Origin of the sequence: Paenibacillus sp. BC26, assembly GCF_900116125.1 — a bacterium.
GTDB lineage: Bacteria > Bacillota > Bacilli > Paenibacillales > Paenibacillaceae > Paenibacillus_Z > Paenibacillus_Z lignilyticus.
Genome location: NZ_FPAD01000001.1, coordinates 1,769,803 through 1,785,428, shown reverse-complemented (window position 1 = coordinate 1,785,428; position 15,626 = coordinate 1,769,803). Strand labels below are relative to the sequence as shown.

Genomic DNA, 15,626 nt, shown 5'->3' with positions numbered 1-15,626 from the left:
ATTATGTCTTCAACTACCCGCTCGAAGCAGTCCTTCCTGCATGCTGCCCTTGCTGCCACAATAACGCTGAGAGAAGCCCCGCCGCTGTTCGTTTGCGGTATGCCGCAGAAACGAAGGAATCTCCTTTGGGCTGCGCTTCCAGCACAACTTGCTCATACAGCTTCTCCATCAGCTCTGCGCTCAAGCTGGAATTAAGCAGCAGCTTCTCTGCTCCGTAAAGCCGATGCGGAACCATTTGTCCTCCGCCTACGGCCATTCGGATTCGGCTGATTGCCCCGCTGGCACGATCCATATCAATGGAATAGGCCACCGTCACGACAGAAGGGGTGAATGCCTCGCGTCTGCCAATTTTCTGATAGACTTCCAATCTCCGTATAAGCGGGTTCGCATCCGGCAGCTGCAGTTTTACTTGAGTCAGTATTCGTCCCTGGGGAGTCGCCGAATCACTCCCGTTTTCAAGCCACAGAATAAGAGGTTCGCGCTGTGCGCCGCGTCCATCATGCCAGAGCAGCTCCGCTTCGCTGACGATCAGTGCCGGCAGAATATCTCCGGTCTTGCAAGCGATATTGCCTCCGATGGTTGCGGCATTGCGTACAGAGGGTGCGGCGATCGTGGTCACGGCATCTACGACGCCCTTGTAATGCTCCCCCAGAAACGGATCTCGCCGAAGCGTGGTTAAGGTGGATAAAGCGCCGATCGTCATTTCTTTCGAGCTGACGGAGATCCCTTTCATGCCGGGGATGCTGCTAAGATCGATCAGATGCCGAGGTTTGGCCGCGCCGTTCTCCCATTGGACGGAGAGCCAAGTGCCGCCGGAGATAAATGTAGCTTCATCGCCGAGGCTCTGTTTCAATCGCCAAGCTTCCGCCGCATCCAGCGGATGCCACACCGAAGGAGCAGGATGGAAACGCTCATTGCCGGTAATGCTCATCGTTCGATCACCTCCTTACCCAAACGAACAATCGGTTCAGAATCGTTGTTCCCGATAATAAGGCATGCCGAGCGCTTCAGGCGCGCCGGACGGTTTGTTGCGGTTACGCCAGCCTAAAGCCATAAGGACGAGAATGGTGACCAGGTACGGGATCATTTTCAGGAAATAAGAGGGGATTTCAACGCCAATGAGCTGCAGCCTAAAGCCGATCGTACTGAGCAAGCCGAAGAAGTATGCGCACAATAACGCACGAACGGGGTTCCATCTGGCAAAAATAATGAGAGCGACGGCGATCCAGCCCCGTCCTGCCGTCATCCCCTCCGTCCAGGTCGGGGTATACACAAGCAGCAGGTCCGCGCCGGCGATACCGATGAGCATCGAGCCCGCGATTACACAACCATAGCGGAACGCATAAACGCGGATTCCCATGACATCCGCCGTCGCAGGACTGTCGCCCATCGCGCGCAGATGCAAGCCCCACGACGTCCGATAGATGAACAGATGCATCGCGATAACAAGCAGGAAACTCAGCCAAGTAAACAAATCCAACCGAGCAAAAATATCACCGGCAACAGGCACTTGGGCAAGCCAGTTCATTCGTATTGCAGGTACGGCATGCGCGATCGGAATACCGCTGATGCTTTTGCCCAGATAAGCGCTCAGACCTGAGCCGAATAATGTCAGCGCAAGTCCGGTTACAATTTGGTTCGTTCGCAGCGATACCGTGAAAACCGCATGCAGCAAGCCGATAACTGCGCTAATTGCGATGACGGCGAGCAAGGTGAATGTGAGATTTTCGGTATGCAAATAGGTCAACCCCGCCATCACGGCGCCGAGCAGCATCAACCCTTCCGCGCCAAGCTGAATGATGCCGGAGCGTTCAATCAGAATCCCTCCAAGCGCTGCAATCAAGAGCGGCGTACCGGAAGAGATGGCGACCTGTATGAGCTGAATCATGGTTTCCATAAGCTCGACACTCCCCGTTACACGTTTCGGCGCAATCGCAAGCGGCCAATGAAGCCGCCGGCAATGAGGAAAAATAGGATTGCGCCTTGCAGCATATTCGAAATCGATGACGGCAAACCGATCGTTTGAACGCTGTAGCCGCCGACGATCAATCCGCCGAACAAGACGGAAGATATAACTAAGCCGATCGGGTTCAGCTTCGCCAGCCAAGCGACGATTATAGCCGTATACCCATAACCCGGAGAGATTCCGTACATCAATCGATGCGTAACGCCCGATACCTCGCTCATTCCGGCAATACCGGCTAAGCCGCCGCTAATCAGCATGACAAGCAGAATATGCTTACTAAGCGGCATTCCCGCATGTTTGGCTGCTTCCGGGTTGGCGCCGATGACTCGCAGCTCATACCCCCACTTCGTATACCTAATCGTAATGGCATACATTGCCGCCGCGACGAGTCCGATTATTAGGCCGGCATGGAGTCGCGTGCCGCCGAGCACGGGCAACGATTGTGCGGCGGTGAATACAGGCGTTCCGGGGAAGTTGAAGCCTTCCGGGTCTCGCCAAGGGCCGAAGACAACGTAATCCAGCGCCAGCAGCGCGACGTAATTCAGCATCAAGGAAGTAATCAGCTCGTTGACTCGAAAATAAATACGGGGCAAAGCGGTGAGTAAACCCCATATTCCACCGGCCAGAATGCCGAATACGGCCATTAGCGGGATAGAGAAGTACATCGGCAATGTCGGAAAATAAATCGTGACCGCGGTTGCCGCAATTGCACCTGCGGCAAATTGTCCTTCTGCTCCGATGTTCCAGAACGAGATCCGGTAAGCGATGGAAACGCCGATTCCGCATAAGAGGAGCGGTATCGCTTTAACAAGCGTTTCCGAGAGGCCGTACGAGCTGCCAAACGCACCGGTCACCATCTTCTTATATACGATGAGCGGGTTCATCCCATTCATGGCAATGAAGATGCCGCATACGATCAGCGCCAGGATCATGGAGATAAGGACGACCCACCATGGATTCCGGGCGGAATCGGCTCCCGGTTCCAATACGAGCCGGAGAGGGAACCTCCGTTTCGCTCTAACCTGCTGCGGCAGCGGATGACCGGCAACGGGGTGGTCATTCATATCACTTCCTCCCCTCCGCCGCTCTCGTCTCGAACCCCTGCCATATAGAGACCGATTTGCTCCCGGGTTGCTTCTTCCCGATTCAGCTCACCGACAATTGCCCCTCGGCTTATGACGAGAATTCGGTCTGACAGGCGAAGTACTTCGTCGAGGTCCTCCGAAATCAGCAGAACGCTTCCGCCTGAATGACGCAGCCGAAACAACAGCTGATGTACGCTGTTTGCAGCCCCGACATCCAAGCCCTGGGTAGGATGAACCGCAATCATCAACTTCGGCGACTGATGAATCTCGCGTGCGAACAGCAGCTTCTGCTGATTGCCGCCGGAAAGCTGACTGACAGGCGTAGATACGGAAGGCGTTCTTACATCGAATTGCTCGATAAGCTGTTGTGACCAAGCCAGATTGCGTTTCATCCGCAGAAATCCAAGCCTCGTCCGCGCTCCGGAACGATAAGACTTCAGTAACAGATTGTCCGTAGACCCCAAGCTCCCGGCCAATCCGCTGCGCATCCGGTTCTCGGGTATATGCGCAATACCGGCTTCGATGAAGTCCCGCACTGTAGACGAACGCATATCCTTCCCCGCGAAACGGATGGAACCGCGGCTCGGAGAGCGAAGTCCTGCCAGCACTTCGGCCAGCTCCTTCTGTCCATTGCCGGCGACACCGGCGATGCCGACGATTTCACCTTGGTATACGTGAAGCGACAGCCCTTTGCACGCCGCGCGGCCATGATCGGCCATCACTTCCAGCTCTTGCGCGGAGAGCAGCAGCTCCCCGCGCGGAGTCCCTGCTGATAGATGAGGCATCTCGATGATCGTTTTACCGACCATCAGCCTCGCTAAATCGCGTTCATTCGTTTCGCTCGTGTCCATCGTTACAACCATCTTGCCTTTTCGCATAACCGAGATTCGATCCGAAGCCTGCATCACTTCACCCAGCTTATGCGTCGTCATAATGACGGTCTTGCCTTCCTTCTTCATCGCTTCGAGCGTCTGAAAGAGAAGATCGGCCTCATCGGGCGTTAAGACGGAGGTCGGCTCATCCAGGACGATGATTTCCGCCCCCCGGTACAAGGTTTTCATAATTTCTACGCGCTGCTGCTCGCCAACGGAGAGCTGCCAGATCGGACGATCAACATGGATCGCAAGACCGAATCGCCTCGCAATGGCTTCTATCTCTTCTTGCTTCTTCTTCATCCACCCGGCGCCTCGCCAGACGGAGGATTGCTCTCCGAGCACAATGTTCTCCGCGGCCGTCAGCGTCGGAACAAGTCGGAAGTTCTGAAAAACCATGCCGACACCTTGCTTCATCGCATCCTTCGGCGAACGAATTCTCACTTGTTCGCCGCGCAGGCAGATGGCGCCGTCCGTCGGCTGGTACACGCCTGAGAGCATGCACATCAGCGTGCTCTTGCCTGCCCCGTTCTCGCCAAGCAGCGCATGAATCTCGCCCGCTCTCGCCCGAAAGTCCACCCCGTCGCTCGCGATCACACTTCCGAAGCGCTTCACAATGCCTCGCATTTCAACGGAGAAGCTTCCCTGCATGACGAAACGCCTCCTGACCATCGGATTACTTCGGAATCGTGCCCGCTACCCCTTTGACGAACCAATCCATTTTCAAGATCGCGTCCAAACTCATCGTTTCGCCGGCTTTCAGCTTCTCTGCTCCGCTTGCATCCGCAATCGGACCGGTAAACACTTGCAGGGATCCGTCCAGAACCTTCGCCTTCGCATCCTCAACCAGCTTCTTCACGTCATCCGGCACCTTCGCGCCAAGCGGCGCGAGATCGACCATCCCGTCTGCCATCGAGCCCATGAATTGCTCGTTTTTCCACGTTCCGTCCTGCACGGCTTTCACGACGCTAGTGTAATACGGTCCCCAGTTCCATACCGGGTTGGTCAAATACGCATCCGGCGCATATTTGCTCATATCCGAGTCGTTGCCGCCTGCGAACGCACCGCGCTCAGCCGCAGCTTGAACGGTAGCAGGTGAATCTTGATAAGCCATCAATACATCCGCGCCTTTATCCAGCAGACTGATCGCCGCTTGCCGCTCCGTGTTCGGATCAAACCATGTGTTGGACCACACGACGTCTACTTTTATGTCCGGATTCACGCTTTGTGCGCCTAATGCAAACGCGTTGATATTATAAATAACTTCCGGAATCGGAAATGCGCCTACATAACCGAGATGATTTTTCTTCGTTACCTTTCCTGCCGCGATGCCGGCTAAGTAACTGGCTTCGAAGTTTTTCCCGAAATAAGTACCCATGTTGTCAGCTGTTTTATAACCAGCCGTATGTTCGAAGATGACCTTCGGAAATTTCTTCGCCACGTTCAAGGTGTAATCCATATAACCGAAGCTTGTTGTGAAAATAATATCGTGGTTCTGCGCCAGCTCTGTAATGATGCGCTCCGCATCCGCGCTCTCGGGCACATTCTCTACCGTGTCGGCTTTGATGCCTGTCTGTTCTTCCATATACTTACGCCCTTGATCATGCTGGAACGTCCAGCCGCCGTCACCCGGCGGTCCGATGTAAACGAACGCGACACGAGGGACTTTAGCTTCTGATTCCGTTTCCGTAGTCGTCGTGTTCGTGCTTGTCGCCGTGTTTGAATCCGTATCTTCTGCCTTAGCCGCGTTAGTAGAGGTTGATGTCTTATCTTCGTTGTTTGTGCTGCTGCAGCCGGTCAGCACCATGACAAATGCAAGCATGGCCGTCAAACCAAACGTCATTGCCCGGTTACGAAGTTTCATACCGTTCCTCCCCAAACCTTATCTATATTCATCCCAGGTTCTGCCTGGGACGTAATTCCACTATAAGTCGGCGTCATGAATACGTCAACTTATATTACATTAACATGACTTACATGTTACTTCGCTTTCAATTGCATTTGGGACCAAATCAGCCTCGCCTTCTCCAGTTGATCTTTCGTATCCACATCAATGAAAGCCCATTCCGCCGCATAACGGACTACCTTTCCCCGATATTTCGGAGATTTCAGCAGTTTCCTCGCTCCGGCGTCGCCTTCAAGCTCACACAACAGCGGGAACATCGATTTGTTAAAAATCACCGGCGGACCCGCTACGTCCCCATATCCGCTGGCCACATAATCCACTGTCGGATCCTCTTGAAACACGGACACAAGGCGTTTAAGCAGCGTCGCATTTACAAAGGGCTGATCTGCCAGCGCAATTAACACGGCATCCGGATTTTCCGACAAGAGCGCTTGAATGCCGCTTCGGATGGAATGCGACATCCCGCCTTGCGCTTCTTTGCAGAGGGTAATCCGGTACTTAGGCAGCAACCCAAGCCGTTCCTTGCGGTCATACAGCCATAAGAGCGGATCATCCGGCCGCACGACGACAGTCAACGAGTGAAATCCGCAGCTGCGCAGCTCCTGTAAGCCTCGACTTCCCATTGTGACGCCAGGAGCCAATTCCAGCGACAGCTTCGCTTCCCCCATTCGTTTGCTTGAGCCTGCAGCGAGATAGATACTGCCTATTTTCATCCCGGTTTCGCCTCCTCTTTACTTGTTTGCATGGCATGCTGCGCAGCAGCGCGTACCGCAATCAATTGCGCGGCTGCACTAACCGCTATTTCCTGCGGACCTTCCGCACTGATCGGCAGCCCCATCGGCGCATATACATTTGCCCTTCGATCCAGTCCTTCAAGCAGCTGCGCCGTTCTCGACCTCGAACCCAGCAGCCCGATATAACGCAGTCCTAAAGGAATCGCCCGGCTAAGCATCTCCCGATCATGCCGCAAATGATGGCTGCACACGATCAGATAATCCTTGATTCCAAGCTGAAGTTTATCGATCAACTCTTGAGGAGTCCCCATGACAAACGCCACGTTAGTACTAAGGTTGGCGCGATAACGGCCACTCTCGCCTTCCATGTCGCGTTCACGCCAATCGGCAATTACAACGCGAAACCCAATATCGACGGCTATCTTTGCAATCGCAGCTGCATCCTGCCCATCCCCGAACAGAATAAGCCTCGGCTTCGGCGGCCAGACACAGATGAGACTTCCCTCTCGCTGCTCGGTATCCGTTATGTTCGGAGCGTCTACAAGAACGCCGTCGACAACCAAACCATCCTCATCCACGAGCTTATAATCGATTCGCGAGCCGCCCCATCTTCGGCTAAGTGCAATCGTTTGCTCGAATTGCATACGCCGATCCGCCTCTCGGAGCAAGCGCAGCAGCCCACCGCGAGCAGCCTCCACGAGGACGGTTACCTCACCGCCGCAGCCAACCGTTTCTCCCCATATAACATCTTCTTCGGATCGGAGATTGTAGCTCACCATGACCGGAAACCCGCTCTCCAGCACATCCTCCACCCTTGCATGCAGATCCTCTTCCAAGCAGCCCGGACTTAAACTCCCGATCCTCCTGCCGCTTGCGTAAATCAGCATTGCCGCTCCTTCTTTGCGATAAGAGTGACCGCTTACTCGAATAATCGTAGCCAGAACAGCCGGCACTTCACTTCGATGATCCGCTGCCAGTTCGACCAATATCGGAGTCATATCCACCGCCGCCACCTCCAAAACCTTACATGCAGGTATCACGAAAGGAAACACCAACGAATTATAAATGTCATGTTATATAACATAATAGGACGCTCTATGAAAATATTCAAGAGCATAATGTAACGTTAATTTACATATTGTATGCCAAAAAAACCTCCTCGCTGCACGTCCCAGACGCTGCGGCAAGAAGGTTTTCTAGGGCTTATTCGATTGTTATTGCATGTAATTGTTCGATGGATAGGAAGCTGTCGAGCTCGGCTGCGAGGCAAGCGAGCTCTTCACTTGCGCCATCGCCTGCTGGATTTTCTGCTGAATGAGCTGAATTTGACGTTTCTGCGCATCCATTTGCATTTGCAGCTGATTCTCGGCCAGCTTCAGCTCGCGTTCAATGTTGTACAGCTCCTGAACGACCTGTTGGACCTGTTGTGATTTCGGGTCCAGCCCCGCATTGCGCAGCGCCTGCTGCGCCTGCAGCTGCTCTTGCTGTTGTCTTTGCTTGATCTGCTCTTGGAACTGCTCATAGCTAAGCTGTTGACTGTTTAGGTTCGATTGACCTTGCATCTCCATATTGAGCCTCCTATTGCGGTTTCCTAGTTCCGCTATAGATTGCCCCTACCCAGAGCTGATTATGTCATTTCGTACCAATCAGCGCTTCACTCCTCCGTCGCGAGCGATGAGCTCCTCCAACAACTCATTGGAAATGGATTGCTTGCCGTAGCGCGCCCGTTGATAAGCCGCAAGGAGCGGATTCGTTTCAACAGCACCGTTACCTTTGCTCAGAGACTGCACATCTGCACTGATTTCATTCGGCGTCAGATGCGGCTTAAATGAATACCCCTTCTTCACGAAGCTGCCTACCCAGCGGCGGTATAAGTACCGCACACGCGCTTCATTATCCGCAAGATCCTTCCATTTGAGCTTCTGCTCTTTGGCGCGATTGCGCCATGAAGTGAACCGGTTGCCGGAACTTCGAATCCGTTCGACTTCATCGACATAGCCGCTGGTCGTCCGCGCAGCATCCCTGCGGAACAGCTGCGCAAGTTTACTGCGAAGCTGTTTCAACCACTCCGGCAGCTCTTTCAGCTTGCGAAGGACCAGCCAGAGTACGAATCCGACCATTATCGCCGCGATACCGTACAGGATTATCTCAACCCACAGCGGCAGCCCCTTCGATGCGCCGTCGATCGGCGGCATTTCAGGCAGCTGCTGCGTCTCTGCGCCGCTTGAAGGCGGAGCCGACTCTTTCCCGCTTCCGCTTAACAATCCGCCGAGCAGATCCTTTACCCCGCGTCCGAGTGCCCCGAATACAGCCTGCAGCTGATAGCTGAGTACAATCAGCACGGATATCGCTGCGGCAACGCCGACGAAGAGCCGATTATGTCTGCGCACGGTATAGTCTACGACCGGTTTGGCATCTCCGGATAATGTCTCCCGGCTAACCGTACTGCGATTCGTCTGATACAGCGTAATGCCTAGCGCAAGCAATCCCGCAATCAAATAGAAGGAATGATACGCACTGAAACCATCCTTAAATTGATACACGACCGATCCGGCAAAATAAAAGGACGTCCCCATCACATACGTTCGCGGCAGATGGCGCAATAACGGATGTGTCACCGCATAAGCCGAACCCCGAAACAGCGCGGCCGTCAAATACAGAAACGGAACAATCGCATCTACCGTCAAACCAAATAAGAAGAAACAGCTTGCGGCCGCAATGATCGCAGCAAGTACGCATCTGCCAAACGAATGCGCAAACTTCACCATTAAATTAAGTCCGCAACCGACCATATATCCTGCGAGCAGAAGAAGCATCATAGCAGGCAACGATACGCCAAATTGCGGTTTCCATACATAAACAGCGAGGTAGATCGGCATGAACAACAATAATTCGATCAAGCCCGATAAGAGTAACGAGATGATAGCTTTAAGCACGTTTCCTTTTACATTTGAAGCACTCATCCGGCAGCAACCTCCACTCCCGCAATCGGCAGCCAATCTACCGAATGGCCATCGCTTCGAAGCTTCGCCATTTGCCGTTCGATAGGGTCACTCATGAAAGCTGAAATAATGACGACATCGCAGCGTTCCTCCCACGCGGAGCTGAGCTGCTCCACCATCGCATCGAAAGGCTGTGTACGCACAATAACAAGCTTCGCGAGTTGACCGTATAAATGCGTCAAATGCTCGCTCCCGCTTCCTCTATCTACCTTCATGACCGTTTCCGGATGATCAAGCTCATGGCCGTTGCTCGCAAAGGCCGTTTCAACGCCTTGTTCGGTCGCATATTGCAGAATCGCAGCCGCATAACGGATGCCTTCTTCTATGAGAGCCGGGTTATTGACCGCTTCCCACATCCCGGCATGATCCTCGACATTGAGCAGAACGATGAGCCGGTAATCTGCGGTGTAGTCGCGGCGGTGTACCTGCATCGCGCCGGTTCGCGCGGTCGCGCTCCAATTGATCATTTTGAAAGAATCGCCCGGACGGTATTCCCGAACTCCGCTGATGTAGAAGGGATCTTCCACAATCCATCTGCGCACCGCGATATCCCCTTGCCAGCTCCGAGAAGGAAGCTGGATCAGCGAACGATCGGCAGGCTGCGGGTACACGAGCAGCTCCACTTCAAGCGGCACTGACCGCCATGAGCTGAACATTCCGAACAGATCGCCAAACGTCAGTGACGCGCTGGTCAGCCGGTAGCATCCCCTCGAGGCGGCCAGAACCGTATGGCGGCGTTTTAATTGCTTATTGCCCATAAGGCTGAATAAGCTGCGATGATTTTGATAAAATTGCCCGTGGCTGACCGCGAAATTGGTATCGCTTTCGAATTTCAATCCGGTGTGCAGCAAGGATTCAACGCGAAGCCACGGCACAGGCACTAATTTACGATTCACTAACCGCTCCACCATTTCGATGCGGTCGCCTTCAAAGCAGGTCGCCACGCTGAACGTACGCGAATACGTCACGCCTTTCATCCCCAAGTAGCGGAAAATATACCGCTGCACCAAGATTACAAAAAGTGCGCTTAGAATATACCAATGAATGCCCATGCTTCATCTCCCTCCACGGCCGACTTCTTAAGCCCGGCCGACAAGCGGCGAATCCGCAGGCACCGAGACGGATCCAAGAATGCTGCCGATGACCTGCTCCGCCGCTTCAGGACGCATCCGCTGCACGCTTCTCAGCGCGATACGGTGAGCCAGCACAGGCACCGCCATGGCCTTCACATCATCCGGCAGAACATAGTCTCTGCCCTTGATTGCCGCATGCGCTTGGCAGGCACGCAGCAGCGCCTGGCTGCTCCGCGGACTGGCGCCGAGCGCCGCATCCGGATGCACCCGGGTCGCTTCTACGATCGCAAGCATATAGCCAAGCAGCTCTTCACTGACTTGAACGCTCGTAAACAGCTGCTTGGCAGCTTCAATCTCTTCCGCGCCGATAACCGGCTCAAGCTGCTCCAGCGGACTGTCCGCCATGAAACGCTTCATGATGGAGATGCCTTCCTCCGTAGTCGGGTAGCCCATCTTAATCTTGAACAGGAAGCGGTCTAGCTGCGCCTCCGGCAGCGGGAACGTCCCCTGCTGCTCGATCGGATTCTGAGTCGCAATAACAAGAAACGGACGACCAAGCGTATGGGTCGTACCGTCGATGCTCACTTGGCGCTCTTCCATACACTCCAGCAAGCTGGACTGTGTGCGCGGCGTCGCTCGGTTTATCTCGTCTGCCAGCACAATGTTAGCGAAGAGAGGTCCCGGACGAAATTCGAATTCCGCGATTTTCTGATTATAGAAGTGAATGCCTGTCAGGTCGGACGGGAGCAAATCCGGCGTAAATTGGATCCTCTTGAAAGCGCCGTCAATTGACTTGGCAAGCGCTTTGGCGAGCAGCGTCTTCCCTGTCCCCGGTACATCTTCCAGCAGCACATGGCCGGATGTTAGTATGGCGATAATTAATTTGTCGACGATATCTTCTTTCCCTACGATGACTTTACTGACATTGGAACGAATTCGATCTGCCGTTTGACTGATTTTACTTAAACTCATCCTGCGTGCTCCTCTCGTTTCCAGCGAATGGAAGTACATCCTCTCAAGTATACCCCCATTCTACCGGACAGGCTAGACCCGATTAAGAGACTGCTAGCGAAGCTCCGAGAGTCCTCTCATATAGGGACGAAGTACGGGCGGGATATAAATCGAACCATCTTCACGCTGATGGTTCTCCAGCAGCGGAATTAGAATTCGCGGCGTGGCGACCATCGTATTGTTCAACGTATACGCAAATTGCGGTTTTCCGTTCTGGTCCAAATAGCGGATATTCGAGCGCCGCGCCTGAAAATCCAGCAATAACGAAGCCGAATGCGTCTCCCCATAGCTGCCGCGGCTCGGCATCCATGTCTCGATGTCGTACTGCTTATAATTCTTCTGCGACATATCGCCGGCGCACACCGCAACCACTCGATACGGAAGCTCAAGCAGCTGCAGCAGCTCTTCGCTCGTTGCCGTCATTTGCTCCAGCAGCGATAACGCCAGCGATAGATCAGCCTCACACAGGACAACCTGCTCGACTTTCGCAAATTGATGAACCCTATAGAGACCCTGTACATCGCGCCCCGCCGACCCGACCTCGCTGCGATAACAAGGGCTGACAGCCCCAAGCCGCTTCGGAATAGCAAGATCCATGAGCTCCCCGCTGTAGAACGAGATGAGCGGCACCTCCGACGTCCCGATCAGCCACTTATCTTCCCCTTGAATGCCGAAGGTCTGATCCCGATTAGCCGGAAAATACCCCGACGACACGAGCGTCTCCTCCTTCACCATAACTGGCACATCCATTAGCTCATATCCTTTATCCATCAACATGTCGAGTGCCAGCTGTTGGACGGCCCTATGCAATTGAAGCCCGTAATTGGCCAGCACATATTGCCGGGTACCGCCGATCTTGACTCCGCGCGCAAAATCCACCATGCCCAATCGCTGCCCGATCTCCACATGGCTCTGCGGCGTGAAAGTCGCAAAATCGGGAATGTCTCCGACTCGGCGTATTTCAACGTTATCCTCATCACCGGCTCCGGGCGGCGTGTCTGCCGAAGTGAGATTAGGGACGCGCAGCATCAGATCCTCGTAGCGGAACATCGTTTGCCGATACTGTGCCTCTGCCAGCTTAAGCTGCTGCAGCAGCTCCGATGTTTCAAGCTTCAATGGTGCCGCTTCTTCCTTGCGGCCTTCGAGCATCAGCTGCTCAATCGCTTTCGAGCGTCGGTTTCGCTCCGCGCGAAGCGTTTCCGTGAGTAGAAGCAGCTCCCGCCGGCGGTCATCGACTTCGAGGAGCTCTTCAATCGATATCGAAATCTTTTTCGAATTTGCGGCTTGTTGATACGCTTTCGCTTGCTGTCTGATCGCTGCGATGTTTAGCATGGTAAGCACTCCCTTTAATTTGTAATGTCGTTGGAGACAAACAAAAATACGCGTTCCTTTTGTCCCATAACAATGGGACGAAGAACGCGCTCGCGGTGCCACCCAAATTAGTCAATCGCATGATCGACTCTCTCAGATCCGCCGATAACGGTGCGGTACCGGAATGCTTGGAGAGCCTGGAACGGCAACCGAATTGCCGTCAAACTCTGTACGCAACGCCTCCGAGTTGGATGCTCATCATCGGCCTGTGTGCTTATTGTTCGTTAGTATAGCAGAGCTATACTCAAGGTGCAAGGGGCAGTCATGAATGACGGCCCGAAAAATTACAGAACGGAAGAAATAAGCTCTTTCTCGAGCACTTCACGCTCAAATGCTTCTACATACTTAGTCATGCAGTTGCAGTAGTAATCTCTTCTGCAGATTGGGCAAGGAACCGTAAGAAGACGGTTAACGCCAATCAATTTCCAATCCGGCTTCTTCGTGAAGATCAGTCGGCATTGGGTGTTATCGGACATCGTAACGACAAAATGATATAGTCCATCTGCTACATTAATGTCTGCAGCTGCAAAATCTTTAATTTTCATATTGAATTTCATAATCAATCTCCTGTTTTGTAGATTTGAAAATTCCTTGTAAGCTTATTAAATTTGCGGGTGAATGTCAATTCATTTATATAGTTTATCCATGTGGGAACTGCCCGAAACGTGAACTTCCGGTTATTCTCGCAAATATGTGCCTCTCTAGCACGAAAGAAAGAGCAGCCCCCTGAATTAGGAGCTGCCGTTCGCGCGAATCTTAAGCACCCGTTTGCATCGCAAGCGACTGCTGCATCTCGAATTGCGTCATATAAAGCTTCTTGTACAACCCATTTTGCTTCATTAGATCATCATGCGAACCCTGCTCGGAAATTTGACCATCCTTGACGACGAGAATGATATCGGCATCGCGGATCGTAGATAGCCTATGCGCGATAATAAACGCCGTACGGCCTTCCAGCATCGTATGAAGCGCGGCTTGAATGTGCTGTTCCGTCTCTGTATCTACACTGGACGTAGCTTCATCCAGAATCAGAATGCGCGGATCTGAGAGCAGTACCCGACCGAAGGCCAGCAGCTGGCGCTGACCGACGGACAGCTTCGACCCGCGCTCCTCGACCTGCGTCTGATAACCGTCCGCAAATTGGGAGACAAACTTGTCGATGCGTACATTCTCGGCTGCGCGGCGCAGCGCCTCATCGGATGCGTCCTCGTTGCCGTAGCGCAAATTCTCTTCAATCGTTCCGGAGAAGATGAAGGAATCCTGCAGCACGATACCCATCTGACGCCGCAGCGACTCCAGCGTTACATCCTTCACTTCTTGGCCGTCAATTAGAATCCGGCCGCCGGTCGTATCATAGAAGCGCATGAGCAGATTGACGATCGTGCTTTTCCCTGCACCGGTTGGACCCACTAGCGCAACGCGCTGCCCCGGCTTAATATGAAGATTAATATTCTTTAGCACATCCGGTTTATCCGCTTCGTAGCGGAATGCTACGTTCTCGAATACAACCTCGCCTTGAATCGTTTTCATCGGTTTCGCGTTGGCGCGATCCTTCACTTCCGGTTCGGAGTCCAGGATCTCGAAGATACGCTCTGCCGAAGCCATTGCAGACAGCACCTGGCTATACACTTTGGAGAGCGCGCTGAGCGGTCCCCAGAAACGCCACAAGTAATTGATGAAGGCCATAATGAAGCCCAGCGTCAGTTCTTTATCCATCACCGCTTGCGCACCGAACCACAGCACGACGCAGGTTCCGATCATCCCGATCATCTCAACGGAAGGGAAGACGATCGATTCCAGCGTTACGGCCCGCATGAACGCATTCTTATTACGAGTGTTCAGCTTCTCGAACCGCTTGTTGTTCTCGGATTGGCGAGAGAACGCTTGAATGACGCGTATGCCTTGCAGCGTCTCGTTCAAATTGCCGTTGATCGCGGACATCGTCTTGCGGGATCGCGACCAGGAGCCTTCGATTTTGGATTGCATTTGGCCGACAACCAAGTAGAGCAGCGGCAGGGTAATGAACGATAACAACGCCAGCTTCCAATCCATCCATAGCAGGATAACTACGATCCCGATCAGGTGCGTAAACTCCATGACAAGCGTAATCAAGCCGCCGTTGATGAGCTCGCCGATCGCGTTCGTGTCGTTCGTGATGCGGGACATGATTTTGCCTGCCGGTCGCCCGTCAAAGAAACGAAACGATAGGGATTGCAAATGATTGAACAACTGTTGTCGCAGATCGAACAAAATGCGTTGTCCGGTAAAATTGATGAATCTGGTATGCAGGTAGCCAAACAGCCAGCCCGCTACTCTAATCCCCAGCAGGGTGATACCGATCATATTAATCACGAAGAAATCTTGCTTTAAGATTCCTTCGTCAATGATATACCTTAGCAGCAGCGGCTCCGCGAGACTGAGCCCCATGTTGAACAAGACAATAACGAGGACGATGGCAAGTACTTTGCGGTAAGGGAGCACGTAGCGGAACAAGCGCTTCATGTACTCCCGGTTAAACGGCTTCTCTTCTAAATCTTCGTCGGAATCCCATTCGACTTGACTCATTGAGGTTTCCCTCCTTTATGACGTTAATGATTATTTTTCAT

The 15,626-nt window shown here is 53.3% G+C and carries 14 protein-coding genes; all 14 read right to left on the bottom strand.

Annotated elements, in window-relative coordinates; translation table 11 throughout:
- Positions 1-13: 13 nt before the first annotated feature.
- Positions 14-931 (bottom strand): FAD binding domain-containing protein, encoded by a 918-nt coding sequence (locus tag BM412_RS07585; RefSeq protein WP_091215867.1) that lies wholly within the window; start codon positions 929-931, stop codon positions 14-16.
- Positions 932-967: 36 nt separating this feature from the next.
- Positions 968-1,897 carry an ABC transporter permease gene (locus BM412_RS07580; protein WP_091215864.1) on the bottom strand — a complete coding sequence of 310 codons (930 nt, stop codon included), beginning with the start codon at positions 1,895-1,897 and terminating at the stop codon, positions 968-970.
- Positions 1,898-1,914: 17 nt separating this feature from the next.
- Complete coding sequence (locus BM412_RS07575; protein ID WP_091215861.1) at positions 1,915-3,030, bottom strand: ABC transporter permease; 1,116 nt, start codon at positions 3,028-3,030, stop codon at positions 1,915-1,917.
- The gene (locus tag BM412_RS07570) at positions 3,027-4,574 is read right to left on the bottom strand and encodes an ABC transporter ATP-binding protein (RefSeq protein WP_091215859.1); all 1,548 of its coding nucleotides are present in this window, start codon (positions 4,572-4,574) and stop codon (positions 3,027-3,029) included. The genes BM412_RS07575 and BM412_RS07570 overlap by 4 nt, the downstream gene beginning before the upstream one ends.
- A gap of 25 nt (positions 4,575-4,599) precedes the next feature.
- The gene (locus BM412_RS07565; RefSeq protein ID WP_091215856.1) at positions 4,600-5,787 is read right to left on the bottom strand and encodes a BMP family ABC transporter substrate-binding protein; all 1,188 of its coding nucleotides are present in this window, start codon (positions 5,785-5,787) and stop codon (positions 4,600-4,602) included.
- 116 nt (positions 5,788-5,903) lie between these two features.
- Positions 5,904-6,542 (bottom strand): nucleotidyltransferase family protein, encoded by a 639-nt coding sequence (locus tag BM412_RS07560; protein ID WP_091215853.1) that lies wholly within the window; start codon positions 6,540-6,542, stop codon positions 5,904-5,906.
- Positions 6,539-7,561 (bottom strand): XdhC family protein, encoded by a 1,023-nt coding sequence (locus BM412_RS07555; protein ID WP_143111574.1) that lies wholly within the window; start codon positions 7,559-7,561, stop codon positions 6,539-6,541. The genes BM412_RS07560 and BM412_RS07555 overlap by 4 nt, the downstream gene beginning before the upstream one ends.
- A gap of 216 nt (positions 7,562-7,777) precedes the next feature.
- On the bottom strand, positions 7,778-8,131 hold the full coding sequence (locus BM412_RS07550; RefSeq protein ID WP_091215848.1) for a hypothetical protein: 354 nt from the start codon (positions 8,129-8,131) through the stop codon (positions 7,778-7,780).
- Positions 8,132-8,209: 78 nt separating this feature from the next.
- Positions 8,210-9,526 carry a DUF4129 domain-containing protein gene (locus BM412_RS07545; protein ID WP_091215846.1) on the bottom strand — a complete coding sequence of 439 codons (1,317 nt, stop codon included), beginning with the start codon at positions 9,524-9,526 and terminating at the stop codon, positions 8,210-8,212.
- Positions 9,523-10,617, bottom strand: coding sequence for a DUF58 domain-containing protein (locus BM412_RS07540; protein WP_091215844.1), 1,095 nt, complete (start codon positions 10,615-10,617; stop codon positions 9,523-9,525). Before BM412_RS07540 ends, BM412_RS07545 begins: the two co-directional genes overlap by 4 nt.
- A gap of 27 nt (positions 10,618-10,644) precedes the next feature.
- Positions 10,645-11,610, bottom strand: a complete 966-nt coding sequence (locus tag BM412_RS07535; protein ID WP_091215840.1) for an AAA family ATPase — start codon at positions 11,608-11,610, stop codon at positions 10,645-10,647.
- A 93-nt stretch (positions 11,611-11,703) separates the two neighbouring features.
- Complete coding sequence (gene serS / locus BM412_RS07530; protein ID WP_091215838.1) at positions 11,704-12,981, bottom strand: serine--tRNA ligase; 1,278 nt, start codon at positions 12,979-12,981, stop codon at positions 11,704-11,706.
- Positions 12,982-13,304: 323 nt separating this feature from the next.
- A complete protein-coding gene (locus BM412_RS07525) occupies positions 13,305-13,577 on the bottom strand; it encodes a hypothetical protein (protein ID WP_091215835.1) in 273 nt (90 codons plus the stop codon).
- A gap of 199 nt (positions 13,578-13,776) precedes the next feature.
- Positions 13,777-15,585, bottom strand: a complete 1,809-nt coding sequence (locus tag BM412_RS07520) for an ABC transporter ATP-binding protein (protein ID WP_091215832.1) — start codon at positions 15,583-15,585, stop codon at positions 13,777-13,779.
- Between the last annotated feature and the right edge of the window lie 41 nt (positions 15,586-15,626).

What these genes read in the sequence shown, in the direction of transcription:
- BM412_RS07585 (WP_091215867.1), bottom strand. Translation starts at nt 931, where the DNA reads ATGAGCATTACCGGCAATGAGCGTTTCCATCCTGCTCCTTCGGTGTGG.
- BM412_RS07580 (WP_091215864.1), bottom strand. Translation starts at nt 1,897, where the DNA reads ATGGAAACCATGATTCAGCTCATACAGGTCGCCATCTCTTCCGGTACG.
- BM412_RS07575 (WP_091215861.1), bottom strand. Translation starts at nt 3,030, where the DNA reads ATGAATGACCACCCCGTTGCCGGTCATCCGCTGCCGCAGCAGGTTAGA.
- BM412_RS07570 (WP_091215859.1), bottom strand. Translation starts at nt 4,574, where the DNA reads ATGCAGGGAAGCTTCTCCGTTGAAATGCGAGGCATTGTGAAGCGCTTC.
- BM412_RS07565 (WP_091215856.1), bottom strand. Translation starts at nt 5,787, where the DNA reads ATGAAACTTCGTAACCGGGCAATGACGTTTGGTTTGACGGCCATGCTT.
- BM412_RS07560 (WP_091215853.1), bottom strand. Translation starts at nt 6,542, where the DNA reads ATGAAAATAGGCAGTATCTATCTCGCTGCAGGCTCAAGCAAACGAATG.
- BM412_RS07555 (WP_143111574.1), bottom strand. Translation starts at nt 7,561, where the DNA reads ATGACTCCGATATTGGTCGAACTGGCAGCGGATCATCGAAGTGAAGTG.
- BM412_RS07550 (WP_091215848.1), bottom strand. Translation starts at nt 8,131, where the DNA reads ATGGAGATGCAAGGTCAATCGAACCTAAACAGTCAACAGCTTAGCTAT.
- BM412_RS07545 (WP_091215846.1), bottom strand. Translation starts at nt 9,526, where the DNA reads ATGAGTGCTTCAAATGTAAAAGGAAACGTGCTTAAAGCTATCATCTCG.
- BM412_RS07540 (WP_091215844.1), bottom strand. Translation starts at nt 10,617, where the DNA reads ATGGGCATTCATTGGTATATTCTAAGCGCACTTTTTGTAATCTTGGTG.
- BM412_RS07535 (WP_091215840.1), bottom strand. Translation starts at nt 11,610, where the DNA reads ATGAGTTTAAGTAAAATCAGTCAAACGGCAGATCGAATTCGTTCCAAT.
- serS (WP_091215838.1), bottom strand. Translation starts at nt 12,981, where the DNA reads ATGCTAAACATCGCAGCGATCAGACAGCAAGCGAAAGCGTATCAACAA.
- BM412_RS07525 (WP_091215835.1), bottom strand. Translation starts at nt 13,577, where the DNA reads ATGAAATTCAATATGAAAATTAAAGATTTTGCAGCTGCAGACATTAAT.
- BM412_RS07520 (WP_091215832.1), bottom strand. Translation starts at nt 15,585, where the DNA reads ATGAGTCAAGTCGAATGGGATTCCGACGAAGATTTAGAAGAGAAGCCG.